Origin of the sequence: Streptomyces sp. Mut1 (assembly GCF_030719295.1) — a bacterium.
Taxonomy (GTDB): domain Bacteria; phylum Actinomycetota; class Actinomycetes; order Streptomycetales; family Streptomycetaceae; genus Streptomyces; species Streptomyces castrisilvae.
Map to the genome: position 1 here is coordinate 2,090,330 of NZ_CP120997.1, position 22,187 is coordinate 2,112,516.

Below are 22,187 nucleotides of genomic sequence, written 5' to 3' on the forward strand. Positions count from 1 at the left end.
GTGACCGCACCCCACACCCTCGGGCAGGCCGGCCCGGCGGACCGGGTGGCGCCCGTGCTCCAGCTGGAGGGACTCGGCTGGAGCGTCGGCGGCGCCACCATCGTCCAGGACGTCACGCTGAGCGTCCGCGAGGGCGAGTTCCTCGCCTTCATCGGGCCCAACGGGGCGGGCAAGACCTCCCTGTTCAACCTCATCAGCGGGCTGAACCTGCCGACCGCCGGCCGCATCGAGCTGGACGGCGCCGAGATGACGGACCGGCCCACGCACGTGCGGGCCCGGCGCGGCGTCGGCCGGACGTTCCAGACGTCCAGCCTGTGGCCCGCGATGACCGTCGCCGACCACGTCCGGCTCGCCGCGCAGGCGGCCCGGGGCGGCTCGTACCGGCTGTGGCGGCGCGCCGAGGCGTACGCCGCCGAGGTGGCCGGGGTCCTGGAACGCACCGGGCTCGGCCACCGGGCGAAGGCCACGGCGGCCGAACTGTCGCACGGCGAGAAGCGGAAACTGGAGCTGGCCGTGCTGCTGGTGGGCGAGCCCCGGCTGATGCTGCTCGACGAGCCGATGGCCGGGGTCAGCGCCGAGGAGGTCCCCGCGCTGACCGAACTCATCCGCACCCTGCACCGGGAGGAGGGGCGCACGGTCCTCATGGTCGAACACCACATGGACGTCCTGCTGGGCCTCGCGGACCGGCTCGCCGTGATGCACCACGGCCGGCTGCTCGCCCTGGACACCCCGGAGGCGGTCACCGCCGACCCGACCGTGCAGCAGGCCTACCTCGGGGAGGGGCTGTGACGGAGCGCCCCCTCCTGGACGTCAGGGACCTGCGGGTCCTGATCGGCGGCCGGCACATCCTGCACGGCGTCGACCTGGACGTCACCGCGCACGGCGTCACCGCGCTGCTCGGCCGCAACGGCGCCGGGAAGACCACCACCGTGCGAGGCGTCCTCGGGCTCGTCCCGCGCGCCGGCAGCGTCCGGCTCGACGGCGAGGAGACCGTGGGCCTGCCCACGCACGCCCTGGTCCGGCGCGGTGTCGGCTACGCCCCCGAGGACCGGGGCGTCTTCGCCGGGCTGACCGTCGCGGAGAACCTGCGGCTGGCCGAGCGGCGCGGCGCGGGCGAGCCCGCATACGGCCTGGTCCACGAACTCTTCCCCGAACTCAAGCAGCGGGCCCGGCAGTTGGCCGGGACGCTGTCGGGCGGGCAGCAGCAGATGGTCGCCATCGGGCGCACCCTGCTCAACGCCAACCGGCTGATCATCGCGGACGAGCCCACCAAGGGCCTGGCACCGAAGGTCGTCACCGAGGTGGCGCAGGTGCTGGAGCGGGCCGCCGAGGCGGTTCCGGTGCTGCTCGTGGAGCAGAACCTCGCCGTGGTGCGCCGGCTCGCCGGGCACTGCGTGGTCCTCGCCGACGGCCGTACCGCCCACCGGGGCCCGGCCGCCGAGCTGCTGGACGACGCGGAGGCGGCCCGCACGCTGCTCGGCGTGGGGCACGGCCCGCTCCCCGCACACCCTTCCGTGAAGGCGGATTCCTGATGTCCACCCTCGTCCTGCTCACCATGACCGGACTCGGTCTGGGGGCCCTCTACTTCCTCGTCGCGTCCGGACTCTCGCTGATCTTCGGTCTGATGGACGTGCTCAACTTCGCGCACGGGGCGCTGCTGTCCATCGGCGCGTACGGCACCTGGTGGGCCGCGTCCGGGAATCTGCCCGGCGCGGGTCCCGGCGGGGCCGGTTTCGTGCTGGCGGTCCTGTTCGGTACGGCGGTGGGCACCGCCGCCGCCGTGCTCCTGGAACTCGCCGTCGTCCGCCCGCTCTACACCCGGCCGCGCGAGCAGGTGCTCGCCACGGTCGGGGTGGGGCTGGCCGTCCCCGCGCTGCTCTCCGGCATCTGGGGCTCGGACGCCCACACCTTCCCCGGGCCCGAGGCGCTGGGCGGGACCTTCGGGCTGCTGGGCGCGCAGGTCCCCGTCAACCGGCTGGTGCTGGTGGGGGCGGCGGTCGTGGTGCTGGTGGCGCTGCGGCTGTTCCTCGGCCGGACCCGGCACGGCCTGGTCGTCCGGGCGGGGGTCGAGGACCGGGCGATGGTCACCGCGCTCGGCATCGACGTCCGCAAGGCGTTCACGCTGGTCTTCGCGATCGGCGGCTGCGCGGCGGCGCTCGGCGGGGCGCTCGGCGGGCTGTACTTCGGCTCGGTCGACCCCCACCAGGGCACCTCGCTGCTGATCTTCGCGTTCGTCGTCGTGGTCACCGGCGGCATGGGGTCGGTGACCGGCGCCGCCGTGGCGTCCGTGGTCATCGGCCTGGTCCAGCAGTTCGCCAACTACTACACCGCAGCGGGGCTCGGCGATCTGGCGGTCGTCGTCCTGCTCGCCGTGCTGCTGCTGATCCGGCCGCGCGGACTGACGGGGAGGCTCGCGTGAGCACCGCCACCGACACACCCGACCGCACCGACAAGCGCCCGGCGAAGGCCCCGGCCCGGGCCGGGCGGACCCGGCCGCTGCGCTGGTGGCCGGCCGTCGTCCTGCTGGTGCTGGTGGTCGCGCCGTTCAGCGCCGTACCGGTTCCGGGCGTGCTCGACGGGCCCCTCGGCTCGGCGGGCAGTCTGCAACTCCTGGCGACGTGCCTGCTCTTCGGCGCCCTGGCCACCGGCTACGACCTGCTGCTCGGGCGGACCGGGCTGCTCTCGTTCGGCCACGCCCTGTACTTCGCGGCGGGCAGCTACGCCACCAACCTGTTCCTGCTGGAGGCGGGGCTGCCGTTCGCCCTCGCCACCGTTCTCGGGCTGCTCTTCGGGATCGCGCTCGCGCTGGCCCTGGGGTCGGTGAGCCTGCGCGTCACCGGCATCGGCTTCTCCATGGTGACCCTGGCGTTCGCCCAGGCGGGCTCGATCCTGGTGTCCCGCAACCCCGGCGGGATCACCGGCGGCGAGGAGGGCCGGGCGGCCCCCTCCGACCTGCTGCCGTCCTCGCTCGTCGGCATCGACAACACCGCCAACCTGTACTGGATCGCGCTGGCCTACCTCGTCCTCACCCTGGGCGTCGTCCACTGGGCGGTCCGCTCCCCCACCGGCCGGGTCTGGGAGGGCATCAAGGAGAACGAGCGCCGGGTGGAGGTGCTGGGCCTGAAGCCGTACGGGTTCAAGCTGACGGCGTTCGTGGTCGCGGGCGGGCTCGCGGCGCTCGGCGGGATCGTGCACCTGCTGCTGACGGGCGGTTCCACCCCGCAGACGACCACCTCCGACTTCACGCTGTCGCTGCTGGTGATGGTGGTGCTCGGCGGCTCGGGGACCCGCTGGGGCCCGATGGTCGGCGGCATCCTCTACACCTGGGCCGACCACCGGCTCGGCGACCTGGCCGGTTCGGGCGCGGTCGCCGATCTGCCGGCGGTGCTGCGCGTACCGCTCTCGCAGCCGCTGTTCCTGCTGGGCGTGCTGTTCGTGGCCGTGGTACATCTGCTGCCCGGCGGCCTGGCCCGGCTGCCGTCCCGGTTGCGGGCCGCATCGAACCGGAAGGAGACCGGAGAGCAGTGACTGCGCACCCGGAGTACGAAGAGATCGAGGTCCCCGTGCGCGGGGGCGCGTTGACCGCGCTGCGCTGGCCGGCCGCCGACCCGGACGCCCCGGTGGTGGTGGCGCTGCACGGCATCACCGCCAACGCGCTGTCCTGGGCGGCGGTGGCCCGGCAGCTGGCCGGCCGCGTCACGCTGATCGCCCCGGACCTGCGGGGCCGGGCCGGCAGCGCGCACCTGCCGGGGCCGTACGGCATCGGCGCGCACACCGACGACATCGCCGCCCTCGCCGAGGCCCTGGGCCCGGACCGGGTGGTGCTGGCGGGCCACTCGATGGGCGCGTTCGTGGCGGCGCTGGCCGCGGTGCGCCACCCGGACCGCTTCGGGCCGCTGCTGCTCGTGGACGGCGGCATCGGCTTCCCCGCCCCCACCCATCTGACCCCGGACGAGCTGATGACGGCGGTGATCGGCCCGGCGATGGACCGGCTGTCGATGACCTTCCCGGACCGGGCCGCCTACCGCGCGTTCTGGCAGGCCCACCCGGCGTTCGCGGACGCCTGGTCGGACGAGGTGGACGCGTACATCCAGCGCGATCTGACGGGCGAGGAGCCGGAGTTGCGCTCGACCTGCCGGATCGAGGCGATCCGCACGGACGGGGTCGGCCTGTTCGACGAGGAGGTCCTCTCTGCGGTGCGGAAGCTGCCCGCCGACGCGGTGCTGCTGTGGGCGGCGCGCGGTCTGATGGACGAGGAGCAGGGCCTGTACGACGAGGGCCGGCTGACCGCCGCCGGCCTGGGCGGGACCCGGGTGGAGCCGGTCGCGGTGAAGGACGTGAACCACTACACGGTCCTCACGGGCGACCGGGGCGCGCGGGAGATCGCGGACCGGCTGGTGGCGTTCGCGCGCGCCTGACCGGGAACGACGGGAGGGGCCCGGCGGCACACCGTCCGCCGGGCCCCTCCGTCGTGCGTGTCAGGTGGTGCAGCCGCTGTCGGCGATGACGAAGTAGCCCGCCGGGGTCTCCTTCAGGGTGTGGCTGACGAAGAGGTTGTACAGGCCCATGTTCTCGTCGGAGCCGTTGGCGTAGACGTACCCGCCGGAGGTGTGCGCCCGGCCGGCCGTGACGTGGGCGTAGTTGGAGGCGGTGTAGCACGCGGCGGGGTCGGGCGTACCGGGGTCGCCGCCGTCGCCCGGGTCACCGCCGTCACCGGGGTCACCGCCGTCGCCCGGGTCACCGCCGTCGCCGGGGGCGGTGCCGTCGTCCAGGCCCCAGAAGACGCCCGTGTAGTACGAGGAGCAGATGGTGTTCAGGAAGTAGGCGGCCGTCGAGCCGCACTGCTGGTCGCCGGAGCCGGGGGCGACGGCCAGGCCGTGGCCCATGCCGGAGATCGAGTACATCTGCACGGCCGGCTTGCCGGAGGCGTCGTTGTAGACGGTACGGGTGGTGCTGCCGGGCAGGGTGTCGGTGGACGACGGGGTCTGGCTGATGCCCCAGACGTTGGTCCACTGGTCGCGCAGGGCCGTGGCGTTGGCCGGGTAGACCGTGTAGTCCGATGTGCCCTGCCAGATCGCCACCCGGGGCCACGGGCCGCTGTAGCCGGGGTAGGAGGCGCGGACCTTGTCGCCCCACTGCGCGGGCGTCTGGCTCTGCGGACCGTACTGGCAGGTCGAGGCGGCCAGCTGGCTCGTCGCGCACTGGGCGGGCATCCCCGAGGCCACCGAGCCGCCGGCGAAGACGTCCGGGTAGGCGGCGAGCAGGTCGGCGGTCATCCCGCCGCCCGCCGAGAGTCCGGTGACGTACACCCGGCCCGCGTCGGTGCCGTAGGTCTGCTTCGCGTAGTCGACCATCTGCACGATGGACGCGGCCTCGCCCTTGCCCCGGGTGTCGTCGGCCGGGTCGAACCAGTTGAAGCAGGACAGCGCGTTGTTCGCGGAGGTGGTCTGCGGGAAGACGACCGCGAAGCCCCACTCGTCGGCGAACTTCGGCCAGCCGGAGTTGGTGTAGTACGCGTCGGCGCTCTGGGCACAGCCGTGCAGCGCGACGACGAGGGGGGCATCGTCGGGGAGCCCGGCCGGGGTGTACGCGTACATCTGGAGGTTGCCGGGGTTGGAGCCGAAGCCGGTCACCTGCTGGAGGCCGGAGGCGGCAGCCGCGGGCTGGGCCGCGGTGGTGGCGCTCAGTGTCGCGGCGAGCAGGCCGAGGGCGGCCGTGGAGGCGACGCGGCGGAAGAGGCGTTTCAGGATCGTTGGACGCACGGGGCTGCATCTCCCTGTCGTGGGGGTGGGCGGACCGATGGGTTGCTGCCGGAACCTACGAGCAGCGCACGCCCCCGCCCATGTGGCAGGCGGACACCGGCGGGCCCCGGGTGTGTGCGGCCGTTCCCTTGCGCCGTACCCGGGCCCGGCGCGGGGGTCGCCCCGGCGGGGACCGGCACCACGTACGCCGCCACCATGCCGGGGCGGGAGGGTGTGTGCACCGGCGCCATGTGACACGGGCCGCCGCGTACCTACGGTGACGGCCATGGAGACTTCCCGCAGACCGGATCACGAGCCCGCCGCCCCCGCGCCCGGCGGACCGACGCAGGCGCCCGCAGTACCCGTCCTGGCCGGGCGCACCGCGCTGGTGACCGGGGCGGCGAGCGGGATCGGACGGGCCTGCGCCCAGGCGCTCGCCGCGGCGGGCGCCCATGTGCACGTGGTGGACCGGGCCGGTGAGGCGGCCGGGCTCCTGGCCGATGAGATCGGCGGGACGCCCTGGGTGGTGGACCTGTCCGAGCCGGCGGTCGTGGACACCCTGCCGGCCGATGTGGACGTGGTGGTCAACAACGCGGGGCTCCAGCACGTGGCCCCGGTGCACGCGTTCCCGCCGGACCGGTTCGCCCTGATCCAGCGCGTGATGGTGGAGACCCCGTTCCGCATCTTGCGCCGGACCCTGCCGGGGATGTACGAACGCGGCTGGGGGCGCGTGGTCAACATCTCGTCGGTGCACGGGCTGCGCGCGAGCCCGTACAAATCGGCCTATGTGACGGCCAAGCACGCGTTGGAGGGGCTGAGCAAGGTGGTCGCGCTGGAGGCGGCGGAGCACGGGGTGACGAGCAACTGCGTCTGCCCCGGTTACGTCCGCACCCCGCTGGTCGAGAACCAGATCGCCGACCAGGCCCGGACGCACGGCATTTCGGAGGAGGAGGTGGTGGAGCGGGTGATGCTGGAGCGCAGCGCGATCAAGCGCCTGATCGAGCCGGCGGACGTCGCCGACGCGGTCCTGTGGCTGTGCGGCCCGCGCACCGGTCACATCACCGGCTCCTCGCTCTCCATGGACGGCGGCTGGACCGCGAACTGACCGGCCGGACAACACCCCCGAGGAACTCTGGACGCCATGCCTGAACCGCTCCCCTCCGCCGCACCCCACCTCCGGCGCCTGTTCGACCTGCTGGCCGACGACGCGCCGGCCGAGGCGCTGGGGGCGGTCTCCTCGCGGGCCCGGGGGGACGGGGTGCCCGCCGAGGAGCTGGCGGAGGTGGAGCGGGCGACGGCGACCGCGCTGCGGATCAGGAGCGTGCTGCGCCAGCACCGGCGGCGCGAGCTCCAGCTCACCGCGCTCTTCGACACGGCGGGCGACCTCGCCGCCTCCCGCGACCTGGACGACGTGCTGAAGGCGATCGTGCGGCGGGCCAGGATGCTGCTGGGCACGGACACCGCGTATCTGACCCTCCCGGACGAGGAGGCGGGCGACACCTATATGCGGGTGACGGACGGCTCGGTCTCGGTGCTCTTCCAGCGGCTGCGCCTGGAGCTGGGCGAGGGGCTCGGCGGCCTGGTGGCGCAGACGGCGAGCCCGTACGCGACACCGGACTACCGCACCGACGAGCGCTTCCGCCACACCCGCAACATCAATGCCGGGGTCCTGGACGAGGGCCTGGTCGCGATCCTGGGCGTGCCGCTGCTGCTGGGTTCCAGCCGGGGCGGTACGGGAAAGGTGATCGGCGTCCTGTTCGCGGCGGACCGGGCGCCCCGGGTCTTCAGCCCCGACGAGGTCGCCCTGCTCTGCTCGCTGGCCGCGCACGCCGCGATCGCCATCGACACGGCCCGCGCGCTCGCCGACACCACATCGGCCCTCGCCGACCTCGCGGAGGCCAACGCGGAACTGGCCGAGGCCAACGCCTCCGTGCGGGCGCACTCGGCGGCCATGCGGCGGGCCGAGGAGTCGCACGACCGGCTCACCGACCTGGTGCTGCGCGGCCGGGACGTCAGGGACGTGGGGGCGGCCGTGGCCGGGCTGCTCGGCTCACCGCTGACCATCCACGACCCGGGTGGCCGCCCGCTGGCCGCGGTCCGCCCGGATGGTACGGGCTTCGCCGCCGACAGCATGGACGCCGGATGGCTGGCGGAGGCGGCCGAGGAGTCGCGTACGGGGGCGCGGGCCGTGCACCGCGACGGGCGGGTGGTGTGTGCCGTGCTCGCCGGCCAGGAGCTGCTGGCCGGTCTGGTGCTGCACCGCGGCCGCCCGCTGGACGACTCCGACCGGCGGCTGTTCGAGCGGTCGGCGGTGGTGACGGGGCTGCTGTTGCTGCTGCGGCGCACGGTGGCCGAGACGGAGAACCGCATACGCGGCGAGCTGATCGCCGACCTGCTCACCGACAGCGGCCGCGATCCGGCGGGCCTGGCCGAGCGGGGGCGCAGGCTCGGCATCGACCTGGACCGCCCGCACCTGCTGCTGGTGGCGGAGACCGAGGCCCGCGAACGGCTGGCGCCCGCCGCGATGCGTTTCCTGTTCGGCGGCGAGAACCAGGGCGTGAGCGCCGAGCACGCGGGCGCCGTGGTGCTGCTGACCGAGTACGGCGGTACGGGCGCGGGCGCGGCGGCCCGTGCGGCGGCGGCCCAGCTCGGGCAGCTGGCCCAGGCGCCGGTCACGGTGGCCGCCGCGGGTCCGGCCCGGGGCCCCGAGGAGCTGGCCGCCGCCTACGCGGAGGCGGCGCGCTGTCTGCGGGCGATGGGGGTGCTGGGGCGTGCGGGCGAGGGCGCGTGCGTGGAGGAGCTGGGCTTCCTGGGCGTGGTGCTGGGCAACGCGCGGGACGTCGACGGGTTCGTGTCGGCGACGCTGGGACCGCTGCTGGAGTACGACGCCCAGCGCGGCACGCATCTGGTGCGGACGCTGAGCGCGTACTTCGGCGCGGGCGGCAGCCTGATCCGGGCCAAGGACGAGCTGCATGTGCACGTGAACACGGTGGTGCAGCGCCTGGACCGCATCCAGGTGCTGCTGGGCCGCGACTGGAACGAACCGGACCGGGCGCTGGAACTGCAACTGGCGCTGCGGCTGCATCTGCTGTCGGGGGCCGGCCGTTAGGGCCGCTACTCCTCCGGCGGGAAAACCACCTCTCCGGTGCCGGCCAGGGTGAGCGTGATCGCCTCGACCGGGCAGCCCTCGGCGGCGGCGAGCACGCGTTCGTTGGCGTCGGCCTCCGCGTCGACGGGGTGGGACTGGCGGGCGGAGTCCAGCCGGAAGCCGTCCGGCGCGTGGTTCACGCACATCCCCGAGCCGATGCAGACCCCGCGGTCGACCTCGACGCTCCAGCGGTCCCCCATCAGGCCCCGCTCCCGTATCCGGCGGGCAGATGGATCATCTTGTGCTCGAAGAACTCGCCGTACCCCTCGGGCCCGAACTCCCGTCCCAGGCCGGAGTTCTTGTAGCCGCCGAACGGGCCGAGCATGTCCAGGCTGAAGGTGTTGACGCTGTACGTGCCCGTCCTGACCCGGCGGGCGATGTCGATGCCGCGCTCGGTGTCGGCGGTCCAGACGCTGCCGCTGAGCCCGTACTCGGAGTCGTCGGCGATCCGGACGGCCTCCTCCTCGTCCCCGTACGGCAGCAGGCAGATGACCGGGCCGAAGATCTCCTCGCGGGCGACGCGCATGGAGTTGTCGACGTCGCCGAGGAGCGTGGGCTCGACGTACCAGCCGCGTTCCTGCGAGGCCGGGCGGCCGCCGCCGGTCAGGAGCTTGGCGCCCTCGTCCTGGCCGATGCGGATGTAGTCCAGGGAGCGCTGCTGCTGGCGGCGGGCGACGAGCGGGCCGAGTTCGGTGGCGGGGTCGAGCGGGTCGCCCACCTTGAGCGCGCCGGCCGCGGCGGCGAAGGCCCCGGCGCACTCCTCGTACCGGGAGCGCGGCACGAGGATGCGGGTCTGGGCCACGCACGCCTGTCCGTTGATCATCCAGGCGAAGGGCACGATGCCGGCGACTGCCGCGTCCAGGTCGGCGTCGGGCAGGATCACGGCGGCGGACTTGCCGCCCAGCTCCAGCGTGACGCGGGTGAGGTTGCGGGAGGCGACCTCCATGACGCGGCGGCCGGCGGCGACGGACCCGGTGAAGGACACCTTGTCGACGCCCTCGTGCCCCACCAGGTATTCGCTGACCTCGCGGTCGGCGGGGAGGATCGACAGCACTCCTTCGGGCAGCCCGGCCTCGGCGGCGATCCCGGCCAGCAGGTAGGCGTCCAACGGCGTCTCGGGCGACACCTTCAGGACGGCCGTGCACCCGGCGAGCAGCGCGGGCGCGAGCTTGGCGGCGGCGGTGAACTGGGGCACGTTCCAGGGGACGACGGCCGCGACGACCCCGACCGGCTCCCGGCGCACGAGCAGCGGCCCGAGCGCCCCGTCCCTGCGCTCCTCGTAGGAGAAGGAGCGGGCGACGGTGAGGGCGGCGTCCCACACCATCATCGCGGCCAGCGCCTGCACCATGACGCTCGACGTGTACGGGGTGCCGTTCTGCGCGCTGATGACCCGGGCCATCTCCTCGTACCGGGCGGCGAAGGCGTCCTTGATGCGGGTGACGACGGCGATCCGCTCGTCCAGGCTCGTCCGGGGCCAGGGGCCGTGGTCGAATGCCTGCCGGGCGGCGGCGACGGCCCGGTCCACGTCGGCCTCCGCGGCGTGCGGGACGCGGCCGATGACCTGCTCGGTGTGCGGCGAGACGACCTCGATGACGTCCCGGCCGAGCGGATCGGCCCACTCCCCGCCGATGAACAGTTTTCCGTGTTCGACAAGCTCGCTCATGGCTGCTGCCTTCCGCGACGCGGCACGTGATCCGGCTCGGCGACCCGCCCCGCGACCGAATCTGACTGATAGTCAGAACTGATACCAGTTCCTGTTGCAGGAGTCCACCCCGAACACCGCCGCCGGAGGGCGGGCGCCCCGCCCCGGGGCTCCCGCTGGAACAAGTTCTCGTTACAGTGGACGCGGCGCGTCGTGGCCGCACCCGGACGCCGCCGATACCGCGCAGAGATGGGGAGTCCATGACGCAGGTGATCAATCACGGTGGCGGTGTCCACAGCATCAAGGTCCCCATCCCGGACAACCCACTGGGCCACACCCTGGTCCACCTCCTGGACACCGGCCGCGGGCCGGTCCTGATCGACACCGGCTGGGACGACCCGGAGGCATGGGACACCCTCACGGCGGGCCTGGCCTCCGTGGGCGTGGACGTGGCGGACATCCACGGCGTGGTGATCACCCACCACCACCCCGACCACCACGGCCTCTCCGGGCAGGTCCGCGAGGCCTCCGGGGCGTGGATCGCGATGCACGCGGCGGACACGGCGATCGTGCGCCGCACCCGCGAGTCGGAGCCCGGCAGCTGGCTGTCGTACCTGGCGGCGAAGCTGACGGCGGTCGGCGCCCCCGAGGACCACATCGCCCCGCTGCTGGCCGCCCGCGAGCAGGGCGGCCGCATGCGCACCCTGCCGGGACTGCGGGCCGCGCTCCCGGACCGCGAGATCGTACCGGGCGAACTCCTGGACCTCGCGGGCCGCTCGCTGCGCGCGATCTGGACCCCGGGCCACACCCCCGGCCATGTCTGCCTGCACCTGGAGGAGAAGCACCCGGCGAACCTCCCGGGCCGGGGCCGCCTCTTCTCCGGCGACCACCTGCTTCCCGGCATCAGCCCGCACGTGGGCCTGTACGAGGACCCGGACGACGCCACGGCCACCGACCCGCTCGGCGACTACCTCGACTCGCTGGAACGCATCGGCCGGCTGGGCGCGGCCGAGGTGCTGCCCGCCCATCAGCACGCCTTCGCGGACGCGGCGGGCCGGGTCCGCGAGCTGCTGGACCACCATGAGGAGCGCCTGACGGGGCTGCTCGCCCTTCTCGCCGAACCGCTCACCCCGTGGCAGCTGGCGGAGCGCATGGAGTGGAACCGCCCCTGGGCGCAGATCCCCCACGGCTCGCGGAACATCGCCGTTTCGGAGGCCGAGGCGCATCTGCGGCGGCTGGTGAAGCTGGGCCGGGCCGAGGCGGTGGCGGGGAGCGAGCCGGTGACGTACGCGGCGGTGTGACGGGGAGCGGGCCCGGACACGGGCCCGCACCACCGGCGAGGACTCCGGTGAGGGGACGCGCCCTCCCCCCACCTGGTACAACACCCCCGTACAACGCTTCAGCGGGCTCGGGAGTCATCCTTGTCCGACCCCCGCGACCCAGCACTTCACCTGGAGTTCCCGAAAATGCCCCGTTTCAGCATTGTCATCCCTGTGTTCAAGGTTCAGGGATACCTTCACGAGTGCCTGGACTCGGTCCTGGGGCAGTCGTTCCGGGACATCGAAGTGATCGCCGTCGACGACTGCTCCCCGGACGCCTGCGGGGCGATCATCGACGAGTACGCGGCCCGCGACGCCCGTGTCGAGGCGGTGCACCTGCCCGAGAACGTGGGCCTGGGGCGGGCGCGGAACGCGGGGCTGCGACACGCGCGGGGCGACTACGTCCTCTTCCTCGACAGTGACGACGCCTACGCCCCCGGCCTGCTCCAGGCGCTGGCGGACCGGCTCGACGCGGTGGGTGAGCTGGACATCCTCGTCTTCGACCACGTGCGCACCCACTGGTACGGCAAGGGCCCGCGCAGCCAGACCGCGGACCTGGTCGCGCGCGCGGGCACGGATGTCTTCCGCATCGAGGACCGGCCCGAGTTCATCGAGCTGTTCCTGGTGGCCTGGAACAAGGCGTTCCGCCGTGAGTTCTTCCTGAAGGAGGGCTTCCAGTACGCGCCCGGCCTGTACGAGGACGCGCCGGTCTCCCACCTGGCGATGGTCACGGCCGAGCGCATCGGCTGCCTGGACCGGGTCGGTGTCGAGTACCGCCAGCGCCGCCACGGCGCGATCACGAAGACGCCGGGCCGCAGGCACTTCGACATCTTCGCGCAGTACGAGGGGCTGTTCGCCGCCCTCGCCGAGCGCCCCGGACTGGCCTGGGCCCAGCGTCTGCTGTTCGAGCGGGCCATGGACCACATGCTGTTCGTGATCAAGCGCCCCGACCGGGTGCAGGCCGGCGACCGCAAGGAGTTCTTCGCCCTCACCGCGGACTTCTACGCGAAGCACGTCCCGGCGGGTTTCACGCCGCCGGGCGGGGCGGTCGGGGCCGCCATGCGCGCCCTGGCCAAGCGGTCGTTCAGCACCTACCGGGCGGCCGAGTTCGCCGTGCGGGTCAGGAGAAGGGGCCCGAAGAAGGTCGTCAGGATCACGGACGCGGCGAGCAGGCGCGCGTCGGCGGGCCTGTACACCGTGCACCGCCGGCGCCCCCTGGATCCGGACCTCGCCGTCTACACCTCGTACGGGAACGGGCTGCCCTCCTGCAACCCGCTGGCGGTCTTCGAGAAGGCCAGGGAGCTGGCCCCGCGGGTGCGCGGTGTGTGGCTGGTGCGCGAGGAACTGGCCCCCGAGGTGCCCGAGGGCATCGACCACGTGGTCCACGGGTCGCGCCGCTACTGGGAGGTGATGGCCCGTGCCACGCATTTCGTGAGCAACGGCGACTTCCCGGACGGTATCGTCAAGCGTCCGGGGCAGGTCTACACGCAGACGCACCACGGCACCCCGCTCAAGCGCATGGGCCTGGACCGCAAGGCCCATCCCGCCGCCGCCCGGAACATCGACTTCGGCCGTCTCCTGGAGCGGGTGGACCAGTGGGATCTCAGCGTCTCCGCCAACCAGCACTCCACCGCGCAGTGGGAACGCGTCTACCCCGGCGCCTTCGAGTCCCTGGCCACGGGCTACCCGCGCAATGACCGCTACTACACCGCCGGCGCCGAGGATGTCGCCGCCGCCCGTGACCGGCTGGGCATCCCGGCCGGGAAGACCGCCCTGCTGTACGCGCCGACCCACCGCGACTACCGGAAGGAGTGGACGCCTCCCTTCGACCCGGCGCGGCTGGCCGAGGCGCTGGGCGAGGACTTCGTCCTGCTGGTCCGGCCCCATCGCCTGGACAGCGGGAGCCCGCTGCCGGCCGAACTCGCCGGGCACGACCGCGTGATCGACGTGTCCCGTCACCCGTCGGTCGAGGAGCTCTGCCTCGCGGCGGACGCGCTCGTCACGGACTACTCGTCCGTCGTCTTCGACTACGCCAACCTCGACCGCCCGATCGTCGTCCACGCCGACGACTGGGAGACCTACTCGCATGTGCGCGGGGTCACCTTCGACCTGCTCTCCGGTCTCCCCGGCGACACCCCCGGGCCCGTGACGGCCACCGAGGAGGAGCTCGCCGACGTCTTCCTCAGCGGTCGCTGGCGCGGCCCCGAGGCCACGGCGCTGCGGGCCGCCTTCCGTGAGCGCTTCTGCCAGTACGACGACGGGCACGCCGCCGAGCGCGTCGTGCGCCGCCTCTTCCTCTCCCAGGACCCGGGGCCCGCACCGGTCCCGCTCGCGGAGCGCACCCCGGCACCCGCGCCCGGTACGGCGTAGGGCGGGGTTCTCTCCGGTCAGCCCACCGCCCCGGTGGGCGGCGGTGCCCAGTCCGGCGGGGCCAGTGAGCCGAGTATCGGTCCGGCCTCCTTGCGCGGTGCGCCGATGAGGACCGTACGGTCGCCGTCGGCGCACTCGATGACGGCCGCGTCGTACTTGTACATGCCGTACCAGGCATGCGGATCGCCCGGCCGCAGCCCCCGCACGCCGCGCACGGTCAGCGTCGGGGGCAGCGCCCGGCCGGCGAAGCGGCCCGTCGGGTCGGGGGTCGTCGTCACGGGCCCGTCGCCGAGGACCAGCGTGCCGAAGCCGGCCCGGCTGTACGGGACGTCGCCGTGGACGGACGCGCTCACGCACCGCCGGCCCTTCAGGGCCACCGGCACGATGTCGCTCGTGTCGGCGGCGCGCGTCGAGCGGCGCTGGAGCCACCAGGCGCACAGGACGGCCAGCGCGAACGACGGCGGGACGGCGCACGCGGTGACCGTGAACGCGTTCCCGATCCCGCTGCCCACCATGCCCGCGGTGAATCCGGCGACGGCCACCAGCGTGAGGGCCAGCGGCCACACCAGGTACCGCATGGGCGCCATGTGCGTCGTGGTCCGGGAGCGGTAGCGGTACCACCAGGCGGCGTACAGCAGGACGAGGCCGAAGGACACGGCCAGCAGGCCGAAGGCCACCGGGAGGCGCCAGTTCTCGGAGGGCGACTCCCCGGTCTCCTGGGCGGCCTCGCCGAAGCGCACCGTGCGGATCTCGCCGCGCCAGTACACGAGGGTCACCTCGTCGCCCGGACGCACAGCGGAGTGCACCGGCTTCGCGCCGGTCATGCGGATGCGATGCACCGCGTCCGCGCCCGGCGCCGCGTCCCGTTCCCCGGCGGTCAGCCAGTAGCGCATGCCCCGGCCGTTCGACACCTTCTCCGTGGTCCGCACCGTCGCCGGCACCGCCGTCGTGCACGAGGCCGACCGTGGCTGCCCGGCCCGGCACGCGGGCGCGGAGGCGTACGCGTCCACGTCCGCGACCGTTCCCGGAACCAGCGCGAACAGCACCGCCCCGGCCAGCAGGCACAGCAGCCCGACGCACGCCGGCGTCAGCAGCCTCCAGCGCTCCGGGGCCCCCGGCCCGCCGCTCGTCGTCGTATCCATTCCGGCCCCGTCCCTCCCGGCCTCCGGCCCCCGGCCGTCCCGCCGCACCGTCCGCCCGCATTCTGCCCCGGCGGCCGCTCCCGGCCAGGACCGCCCCGGGACCCGCCCGGTAGAGTGTGCGAGTCGTCATCATGCCCGTTCAGGGGGAAGCCGGTGCGAATCCGGCACTGACCATTCCCCAAGCTCTCGGCTTCGCTTGAGCAGGGGAGACCCCACTCCGTGAACCGCCGCCTCCGGCGGAAGTCGGAATGCCCTGTCCGTGTCGTGACCGGCTCGCGTCGTCGGGAACCCCCGGCGGCCGGCACCGTCGAGGTATACGGAGCCGGAGCCTGGTGCCTGTGTGTGCCTGTGCCCGGTTCCCCCAGGAGAGGCCCCCGCCGCCATGACCGTACGCCGCAGCGCAGTCGCGCTCGCCGCCACCGCCACCGTGCTCTGTGCGGCCGCAGCGCCGGCCGCCGTAGCCGCGCCGTCCCCCTCCCCCTCCGTGGCGCTGCCCTCGGGCCTCTACGGCACGAAGGACCCGACGTACGACGGGGTGTGGCGGCAGTCGCTGGCGTTCCTCGCGCAGCGCACCGCGGGTGTCACGCCCGCCGCGAAGGCCGTGGACTGGCTGACCGGCCAGCAGTGCGACAGCGGCGCGTTCCCCGCGTACCGGGCGGACGCCTCCGCGCCCTGCACCGACAAGACGATGGTCGACACCAACGCGACGGCGGCCGCGGTCCAGGCGCTGCGCGACGTCGGCGGCCACCAGGACGCCGTCGCGAACGCCGTCAGCTGGCTCAAGTCCGTCCAGAACAAGGACGGCGGCTGGGGCTACACCGCGGGCAGCCCCAGCGACGCGAACTCCACCTCCATCGTGATCGGCGCCCTCGCGCGGGCCGGCGAGAAGCTCGGGGACGTGACGACGGACGGCGGCCGGACCCCGTACGCCGCGCTGCTCACCTTCGCCATCCCCTGCGGCGGCAAGGACGGCGGCGCCTTCGCCTACCAGCCCGACAAGGACGGCAAGCTCGCCGCCAACGCCGACGCCACCGCGGCCGGAGTCCTCGGCGCGCTCGGCAAGGGGCTCGTCGTCGGGAACAACGCGGCGGTCAAGGACCCCACCTGCCACAAGGGCTCCGCGCCCGAACCCGAGCAGGCCGCGCAGAACGGCGCCTCCTACCTCGCCGCCACCCTCGCGAAGAGCGGCCACCTCGACTCGGCGCCGATGCCCGGCGCGGAGGACAGCGCCCCGCAGCCCGACTTCGGCAACACCGCCGACGCGGTCGTCGCCCTGTCCGCGTCCGGCCACAAGGACAAGGCCGCCGCCTCCGTCGCCTGGCTGGAGAAGAACTCCGCCGGCTGGGCGAAGGAGAACGGCCCCGCCGCCTACGCCCAGCTGATCCTGGCCGCCCACGCGACCGGCGCCGACCTCCGCGACTTCGGCGGCGCCGACCTGGTCGCCCAGCTGAACGCCACCGGCCCCGAGCCGGCCGCCGTGAAGAAGCCGAAGGCGGCCGCCACGGAGGACGAGGAGAAGAAGGACAGCGGCGACGGCGACGGCATCGGCGGCCTCTGGTGGTTCGTCGGGATCGGCCTCGCCGTCGGCGCGGGCGTCGGCTTCCTGATCAGCGGCCGCCGCAAGAACCAGCAGCTGTGAGGAACGTCGTCAGGACCGTCGCGCTCCTGGTCGCCTGCGCCGTGCCGGCCGTGCTCGGCTCGGGCACGGCGCAGGCGGCCGGCTACCGCTACTGGTCGTTCTGGGAGGGCTCGGCGAGCGGCTGGACGTACGCCACCCAGGGGCCGTCCCTCGTGCGGCCCGGCGACGGCTCGGTGCAGGGCTTCCGGTTCGCCGTGAGCGCGGACTCGCAGGACGCGTCGAAGCCCCGCCGCGCCCCCGACTTCGCGAAGATCTGCGCGGACACTCCGGCCGAGGACGGCAGCAAGCGCGTCGCGCTCGTCATCGACCCCGGCGTCGCGGCGGACGCGCCGGCCGGGGAGACCCCGCCCGCGCCGCGCACCGCCTGCGCGCGTGTCCCGGGGGACGCGAGCAGCGCGGAGGCGCTGGCCTCGGTCGCCGAGCCGCTGCGCTACGACACGAGCGCGATGCTCTGCGCGATCTCCGGCTACCCGGCCACCGGCTGCGGCGAGCAGACCTCCCGCGACGGGGACGGCGGCTCCGACTCCGGCGGCAGCCGGGCGCCCACATCGGCGTCCGCCGCCGGCTCCTCCTCCGGCAGCGGCGGCGGCCCGTCCGCCGGGGTCCTCGTCGGGATCGGCGCCGTCCTGCTCCTCGGCATCGCCGCAGTCGCGCAGGCCCGCCGCCGCCGCGGATGACCGGCCCGACGGCCGGCCGCACGGACACCGCGCCGGCCCGGCTCCCCGCCTGGCGCGCCCCCACCGCCACCCGCAGCAACGCGCTGCCGGCCGGGGCCTGGTGGCTGTGGGCGCTCGGGCTGGCCACCGCCGCGTCCCGGACCACCAACCCGCTGCTGCTCGGCCTGCTGACCGGGGTCGCGGGATACGTGGTGGCCGCGCGCCGCACCGACGCCCCGTGGGCCCGGTCCTACGGGATGTTCATCCGGATCGGGCTGTTCGTCATCGCGGTGCGGCTGCTCTTCTCCGCCTTCCTGGGCTCCCCGATCCCCGGCACGCACATCGTGTTCACGCTGCCCGAGGCGCCGCTGCCCGACTGGGCGAAGGGCGTCCGGATCGGCGGCCGGGTCACCGCCGAGCAGCTGCTGTTCGCGCTGTACGACGGGGCGAAGCTGGCGACCCTGCTGATCTGCGTCGGCGCGGCGAACTCCCTCGCCAACCCGGCCCGGCTCCTGAAGTCGCTGCCCGGCGCGCTGTACGAGGCCGGGGTCGCCGTCGTCGTCGCGATGACGTTCGCGCCGAACATGGTGGCCGACGTGCTGCGGCTGCGGACCGCCCGGCGGCTGCGCGGCCGTCCGACCGGCGGGGTGCGGGCGGTGCTCCAGATCGGGCTGCCCGTCCTGGAGGGCGCCCTTGAGCGGTCGGTCGCGGTGGCGGCGTCGATGGACGCGCGCGGCTACGGGCGGACCGCCCGGGTCCCGGCCGCCGTCCGGCACACCACGAACATCCTCACGCTCGGCGGGCTGCTCGGCGTGTGCGCGGGTACGTACGGGCTGCTCGCCGCGCAGGGCGCGGTGTACGGGCTGCCCGTGCTGATCGCCGGTCTCGTCGCCGCGACGGCCGGGCTGCGCCTGGGCGGGGCGCGTTCGGTGCGGACCCGCTACCGGCCCGACCGGTGGGGGGCGCGGGCCTGGCTGGTCGCGGGGTCGGGCGTCGCGGTGGCCGCGGCGATGATCTGGGCCGGGAGCGCCGATCCCGCGGCACTGCACCCCGGGGTCGTACCGCTGACCGCTCCCGTGCTGCCGCTGTGGCCCGCGGCCGCCGTGCTGCTCGGGCTGCTGCCGGCGGTGGCCGCGCCCGTCCCGCCCTCCCCCACAGGCTTCGAGGAGCAGGTGTGATCCGGTTCGACGATGTTTCGGTGCGGTACGAGGGCGTGGAGCGCCCCACCCTGTCGGGGGTCGACCTGACGGTCCCGGAAGGCGAACTGGTGCTGCTCGTCGGCCCTTCCGGGGTCGGCAAGTCGACACTGCTGGGTGCCGTCTCGGGGCTGGTGCCGCACTTCACGGGCGGCCGGCTGTCCGGCCGGGTCACCGTGGACGGGCGGGACACCCGCACGCACAAGCCCCGGGAGCTGGCCGATCTGGTCGGCACGGTGGGCCAGGACCCGCTGTCGCACTTCGTGACGGACACGGTCGAGGACGAGCTGGCCTACGGCATGGAGTCGCTGGGCCTGGCCCCGGACGTGATGCGGCGGCGGGTCGAGGAGACCTTGGACCTGCTGGGGCTGGCCGGGCTGCGCGACCGCCCGATCGCCACCCTCTCCGGCGGCCAGCAGCAGCGGGTCGCGATCGGCTCGGTCCTCACCCCGCACCCCCGGGTCCTGGTGCTGGACGAGCCGACGTCCGCGCTGGACCCCGCGGCGGCCGAGGAGGTCCTCGCGGTGCTCCAGCGGCTCGTCCACGACCTGGGTACGACGGTCCTGATGGCGGAACACCGGCTGGAGCGCGTGGTGCAGTACGCGGACCAGGTCGTCCTGCTGCCTTCGCCGGGCGCCGCCCCGGTGATGGGGGCGCCCGGCGACGTCATGGCGGTCTCCCCGGTGTACCCGCCGGTCGTCGCGCTCGGGCGGCTCGCCGGCTGGGAGCCGCTGCCGCTCTCGGTCCGGGACGCCCGGCGGCGGGCTTCGGGGATGCGGGAGCGGCTGGCCGGTGTGGTGCCGCGGCCCGTCGGCGGTGTCGTGGATCAGAGGCTCCTCCCGCCGCCGCCCCTCGCGCCCGCGCCGCGCCGGGGCGGGCTCGCCCAGTTGTTCGGCCGCGCCCCGCAGGAGGCCCCGGCCCCGGAGTCCGTCGGCGGCGACGCGGCGGCCCGGGTCGAGCGGCTGGGGGTGCGGCGCGGCCGGATCGAGGCGCTGCGCCGGGTGTCGCTGACCGTGGGCCCCGGCGAGACCGTGGCGCTGATGGGCCGCAACGGCGCCGGGAAGTCCACTCTGCTCGGCGCCCTCGTCGGCATGGTCGAGCCCACCTCCGGCACCGTCCTGACCGGCGGCCGCACCCCGCACCGCACCCCGCCGCGCGAGATGGTGCGCCGGGTCGGCCTCGTACCGCAGGAGCCGCGCGATCTGCTGTACGCGGACACGGTCGCCGCCGAGTGCGCGGCGGCCGACGCCGACGCGGGGGCCGAGCCGGGCAGTTGCCGGGCGCTGGTCTCCGAGCTGCTGCCCGGGGTGGCGGACGACACCCACCCCCGCGATCTGTCCGAGGGGCAGCGCCTCGCGCTGGCCCTCGCCCTCGTGCTCACCGCCCGGCCCCCGCTGCTGCTCCTGGACGAGCCGACCCGGGGCCTGGACTACGCGGCGAAGGCCCGGCTCGTCGGGGTGCTGCGGGCGCTGGCCGCCGAGGGCCACGCCATCGTGCTGGCCACCCATGATGTGGAGCTGGCCGCCGAGCTGGCCCACCGGGTGGTGATCCTCGCCGACGGGGAGGTCGTCGCGGACGGGCCGACCGCCGAGGTCGTGGTGTCGTCGCCCGCGTTCGCCCCGCAGACGGCGAAGGTCCTCGCCCCGCAGGAATGGCTCACCGTCTCCCAGGTGCGCGCGGCGCTCGGGGGTAGCGCGTGAGCGGCGTGAAGGGGCTCGGCGGCGGCCCGGTCCGGCTCGGCCCGCGTGCCGTCGCCGCGCTGGTGCTGATCAGCGCCATCGGGGTGGTGGCCTTCGGCTGGCCGCTGCTGGCGGGCGCGGACTCGGGGCTCGCGCACGCGCAGGACGCGCCGTGGCTGTTCGCCGCGCTGCTTCCGCTGCTGGTCGGGGTGGTGGTCGCGATGATCGCGGACGCCGGGCTCGACGCGAAGGCGGTGGCGATGCTGGGGGTGCTGGCGGCGGTCGGCGCGGCGCTGCGCCCGCTGGGGGCGGGGACGGCGGGGCTTGAGCCGATGTTCTTCCTGATGGTGCTGAGCGGCCGGGTGCTGGGGCCGGGCTTCGGCTTCGTGCTCGGTTCCGTGACGATGTTCGCCTCGGCGCTGCTGACCGGCGGGGTGGGGCCGTGGATGCCGTTCCAGATGCTGTCGATGAGCTGGTTCGCGATGGGTGCGGGGCTGCTGCCGGGCCCGGACCGGCTGCGCGGGCGCGGCGAGCTGTGGATGCTCGCGGCGTACGGGGCGGTGGCGTCGTTCGCGTACGGAACGATCATGAATCTGTACGGGTGGACGATCGTGCCGGGCCTCGCCTCGGGCATCTCCTTCCATCCCGGCGGGCCGCTGGGCGAGAACCTGGTGCGGTTCCTCGTGTACTGCGCGACGACGTCGCTGGGCTGGGACCTGGGCCGGGCCGTGCTCACCGTCGTCCTGACGCTGACGGCCGGGGCGCCGCTGCTGAAGGCGCTGCGGCGGGCCACCAGGCGGGCCGCCTTCGAGGCCCAGGTCACATTCGACGCCCGTGGCGAGTGAGGGCACCCACAGGACTTTGGTCCCGTACGAAGCGGGATAGGAGGCGCGCGGGCGGCCCGTGGGACCGGACCCGACCCCTCCGACCTGCTATGGAGCGGTTTGGGGCGGTTCGGGACCTTCGGTCCGGGGTGCGAGGCGGGGTCGTACCGGGGGTCATTGCGACGGCCGACCGGCGCCGCTAAGACTGGAACCCGTCGCCGAGCACCGCAGGGTCCATCGATCGGATCGCGGTCAACGAGCGCCGGTCCACACAGGATTCGGACCGAGCCCGCGACTCCCCCGTCCCCGACGTTAGGTTCCCTGTGTCGTTCGCCCGCAACATCCTCGCCCAGCCCCGCACCGCCCGTCGCAAGACCGTCGTCGCCGGCGCCGCCGTACTGCTCGGCGCCACCGGCCTGGGCCTGGGTGTCTCCCCGGCCATGGCGGCTCCGTCCGCCGCGCCGACGTCCGCCGCCGCGAGCGCTCAGGACACGGCGAAGCAGATGATCGGTGACGACGCCCAGTTCCAGTGCTTCAGCAACATCGTCAGCCACGAGAGCGGCTGGAACCCGAGCGCGACCAACGCCTCCTCCGGTGCCTACGGCCTGGTCCAGGCGCTGCCCGGTTCGAAGATGGCGTCCGCCGGTTCCGACTGGAAGACCAACCCCGGCACCCAGATCAAGTGGGGCATGGACTACATGAACTCCCGCTACGGCAGCCCCTGCGCCGCCTGGTCCTTCTGGCAGGCCAACAGCTGGTACTGAGCCGGCCCGGCCGTCCAGTGAGCAACGGAGCCCCGACCGCACCGCGGCCGGGGCTCCGGCGCGTCCG

At 74.4% G+C, this 22,187-nt stretch carries 19 protein-coding genes; 15 read left to right on the forward strand and 4 right to left on the reverse strand.

Translation table 11 applies throughout. The features are described from left to right. From P8A18_RS08855 to P8A18_RS08875, 5 genes are read left to right on the forward strand one after another with little or no spacing between them, the layout of a single operon-like run. Window positions 1-789, forward strand: coding sequence for an ABC transporter ATP-binding protein (locus P8A18_RS08855; RefSeq protein WP_306053284.1), 789 nt, complete (start codon window positions 1-3; stop codon window positions 787-789). Next, window positions 786-1,532 (forward strand): ABC transporter ATP-binding protein, encoded by a 747-nt coding sequence (locus P8A18_RS08860; protein ID WP_306053285.1) that lies wholly within the window; start codon window positions 786-788, stop codon window positions 1,530-1,532. Before P8A18_RS08855 ends, P8A18_RS08860 begins: the two co-directional genes overlap by 4 nt. Further along, window positions 1,532-2,419 (forward strand): branched-chain amino acid ABC transporter permease, encoded by an 888-nt coding sequence (locus P8A18_RS08865; protein ID WP_018556392.1) that lies wholly within the window; start codon window positions 1,532-1,534, stop codon window positions 2,417-2,419. Before P8A18_RS08860 ends, P8A18_RS08865 begins: the two co-directional genes overlap by 1 nt. Next, window positions 2,416-3,528: a branched-chain amino acid ABC transporter permease gene (locus P8A18_RS08870; protein ID WP_306053287.1), complete on the forward strand. Its 1,113-nt coding sequence runs from the start codon at window positions 2,416-2,418 to the stop codon at window positions 3,526-3,528. Before P8A18_RS08865 ends, P8A18_RS08870 begins: the two co-directional genes overlap by 4 nt. Then, the gene (locus tag P8A18_RS08875; RefSeq protein WP_306053288.1) at window positions 3,525-4,418 is read left to right on the forward strand and encodes an alpha/beta hydrolase; all 894 of its coding nucleotides are present in this window, start codon (window positions 3,525-3,527) and stop codon (window positions 4,416-4,418) included. The genes P8A18_RS08870 and P8A18_RS08875 overlap by 4 nt, the downstream gene beginning before the upstream one ends. A 60-nt stretch (window positions 4,419-4,478) precedes the next feature. On the opposite strand, the gene P8A18_RS08880 is transcribed toward P8A18_RS08875, so the two are convergent. Next, window positions 4,479-5,762 carry an extracellular catalytic domain type 1 short-chain-length polyhydroxyalkanoate depolymerase gene (locus P8A18_RS08880; protein ID WP_306053289.1) on the reverse strand — a complete coding sequence of 428 codons (1,284 nt, stop codon included), beginning with the start codon at window positions 5,760-5,762 and terminating at the stop codon, window positions 4,479-4,481. Between the two features lie 265 nt (window positions 5,763-6,027). On the opposite strand from P8A18_RS08880, the gene P8A18_RS08885 reads away from it, so the two are divergent. Together P8A18_RS08885 and P8A18_RS08890 are read left to right on the forward strand one after the other, a co-directional pair. Beyond that, on the forward strand, window positions 6,028-6,846 hold the full coding sequence (locus tag P8A18_RS08885) for a 3-hydroxybutyrate dehydrogenase (RefSeq protein ID WP_306053290.1): 819 nt from the start codon (window positions 6,028-6,030) through the stop codon (window positions 6,844-6,846). 36 nt (window positions 6,847-6,882) lie between these two features. Continuing rightward, the gene (locus tag P8A18_RS08890) at window positions 6,883-8,850 is read left to right on the forward strand and encodes a helix-turn-helix domain-containing protein (protein ID WP_306053292.1); all 1,968 of its coding nucleotides are present in this window, start codon (window positions 6,883-6,885) and stop codon (window positions 8,848-8,850) included. 5 nt (window positions 8,851-8,855) lie between these two features. Here P8A18_RS08890 and P8A18_RS08895 read toward each other — a convergent pair whose 3' ends face one another. Together P8A18_RS08895 and P8A18_RS08900 are read right to left on the reverse strand one after the other, a co-directional pair. Then, the gene (locus tag P8A18_RS08895) at window positions 8,856-9,089 is read right to left on the reverse strand and encodes a ferredoxin (protein ID WP_018556398.1); all 234 of its coding nucleotides are present in this window, start codon (window positions 9,087-9,089) and stop codon (window positions 8,856-8,858) included. Beyond that, a complete protein-coding gene (locus tag P8A18_RS08900; protein ID WP_306053293.1) occupies window positions 9,089-10,552 on the reverse strand; it encodes an aldehyde dehydrogenase in 1,464 nt (487 codons plus the stop codon). The genes P8A18_RS08895 and P8A18_RS08900 overlap by 1 nt, the downstream gene beginning before the upstream one ends. A gap of 239 nt (window positions 10,553-10,791) precedes the next feature. On the opposite strand from P8A18_RS08900, the gene P8A18_RS08905 reads away from it, so the two are divergent. Together P8A18_RS08905 and P8A18_RS08910 are read left to right on the forward strand one after the other, a co-directional pair. Next, window positions 10,792-11,832, forward strand: a complete 1,041-nt coding sequence (locus P8A18_RS08905) for a Strvi_7410 family MBL fold metallo-hydrolase (protein WP_306053294.1) — start codon at window positions 10,792-10,794, stop codon at window positions 11,830-11,832. Window positions 11,833-11,997: 165 nt separating this feature from the next. Beyond that, window positions 11,998-14,220, forward strand: coding sequence for a bifunctional glycosyltransferase/CDP-glycerol:glycerophosphate glycerophosphotransferase (locus P8A18_RS08910; RefSeq protein WP_306053296.1), 2,223 nt, complete (start codon window positions 11,998-12,000; stop codon window positions 14,218-14,220). A gap of 17 nt (window positions 14,221-14,237) precedes the next feature. On the opposite strand, the gene P8A18_RS08915 is transcribed toward P8A18_RS08910, so the two are convergent. After that, complete coding sequence (locus P8A18_RS08915; RefSeq protein WP_306053297.1) at window positions 14,238-15,362, reverse strand: hypothetical protein; 1,125 nt, start codon at window positions 15,360-15,362, stop codon at window positions 14,238-14,240. Between the two features lie 382 nt (window positions 15,363-15,744). Here P8A18_RS08915 and P8A18_RS08920 point away from each other — a divergent pair, with 382 nt between their 5' ends. The 6 genes from P8A18_RS08920 to P8A18_RS08945 all read left to right on the forward strand — a co-directional run bounded on the left by P8A18_RS08920 (window position 15,745) and on the right by P8A18_RS08945 (window position 22,120). Beyond that, a complete protein-coding gene (locus P8A18_RS08920) occupies window positions 15,745-17,001 on the forward strand; it encodes an SCO2321 family membrane protein (RefSeq protein ID WP_306053299.1) in 1,257 nt (418 codons plus the stop codon). After that, window positions 16,998-17,678 (forward strand): SCO2322 family protein, encoded by a 681-nt coding sequence (locus P8A18_RS08925; protein WP_306053300.1) that lies wholly within the window; start codon window positions 16,998-17,000, stop codon window positions 17,676-17,678. Before P8A18_RS08920 ends, P8A18_RS08925 begins: the two co-directional genes overlap by 4 nt. Next, window positions 17,675-18,835: an energy-coupling factor transporter transmembrane component T family protein gene (locus P8A18_RS08930; RefSeq protein ID WP_306053302.1), complete on the forward strand. Its 1,161-nt coding sequence runs from the start codon at window positions 17,675-17,677 to the stop codon at window positions 18,833-18,835. Before P8A18_RS08925 ends, P8A18_RS08930 begins: the two co-directional genes overlap by 4 nt. Further along, on the forward strand, window positions 18,832-20,553 hold the full coding sequence (locus P8A18_RS08935; protein ID WP_306053304.1) for an ABC transporter ATP-binding protein: 1,722 nt from the start codon (window positions 18,832-18,834) through the stop codon (window positions 20,551-20,553). Before P8A18_RS08930 ends, P8A18_RS08935 begins: the two co-directional genes overlap by 4 nt. Further along, window positions 20,550-21,377, forward strand: a complete 828-nt coding sequence (locus P8A18_RS08940) for an ECF transporter S component (RefSeq protein WP_306053305.1) — start codon at window positions 20,550-20,552, stop codon at window positions 21,375-21,377. The genes P8A18_RS08935 and P8A18_RS08940 overlap by 4 nt, the downstream gene beginning before the upstream one ends. A 302-nt stretch (window positions 21,378-21,679) precedes the next feature. After that, a complete protein-coding gene (locus P8A18_RS08945) occupies window positions 21,680-22,120 on the forward strand; it encodes an aggregation-promoting factor C-terminal-like domain-containing protein (protein ID WP_018556408.1) in 441 nt (146 codons plus the stop codon). The last annotated feature ends 67 nt before the right edge of the window (window positions 22,121-22,187 follow it).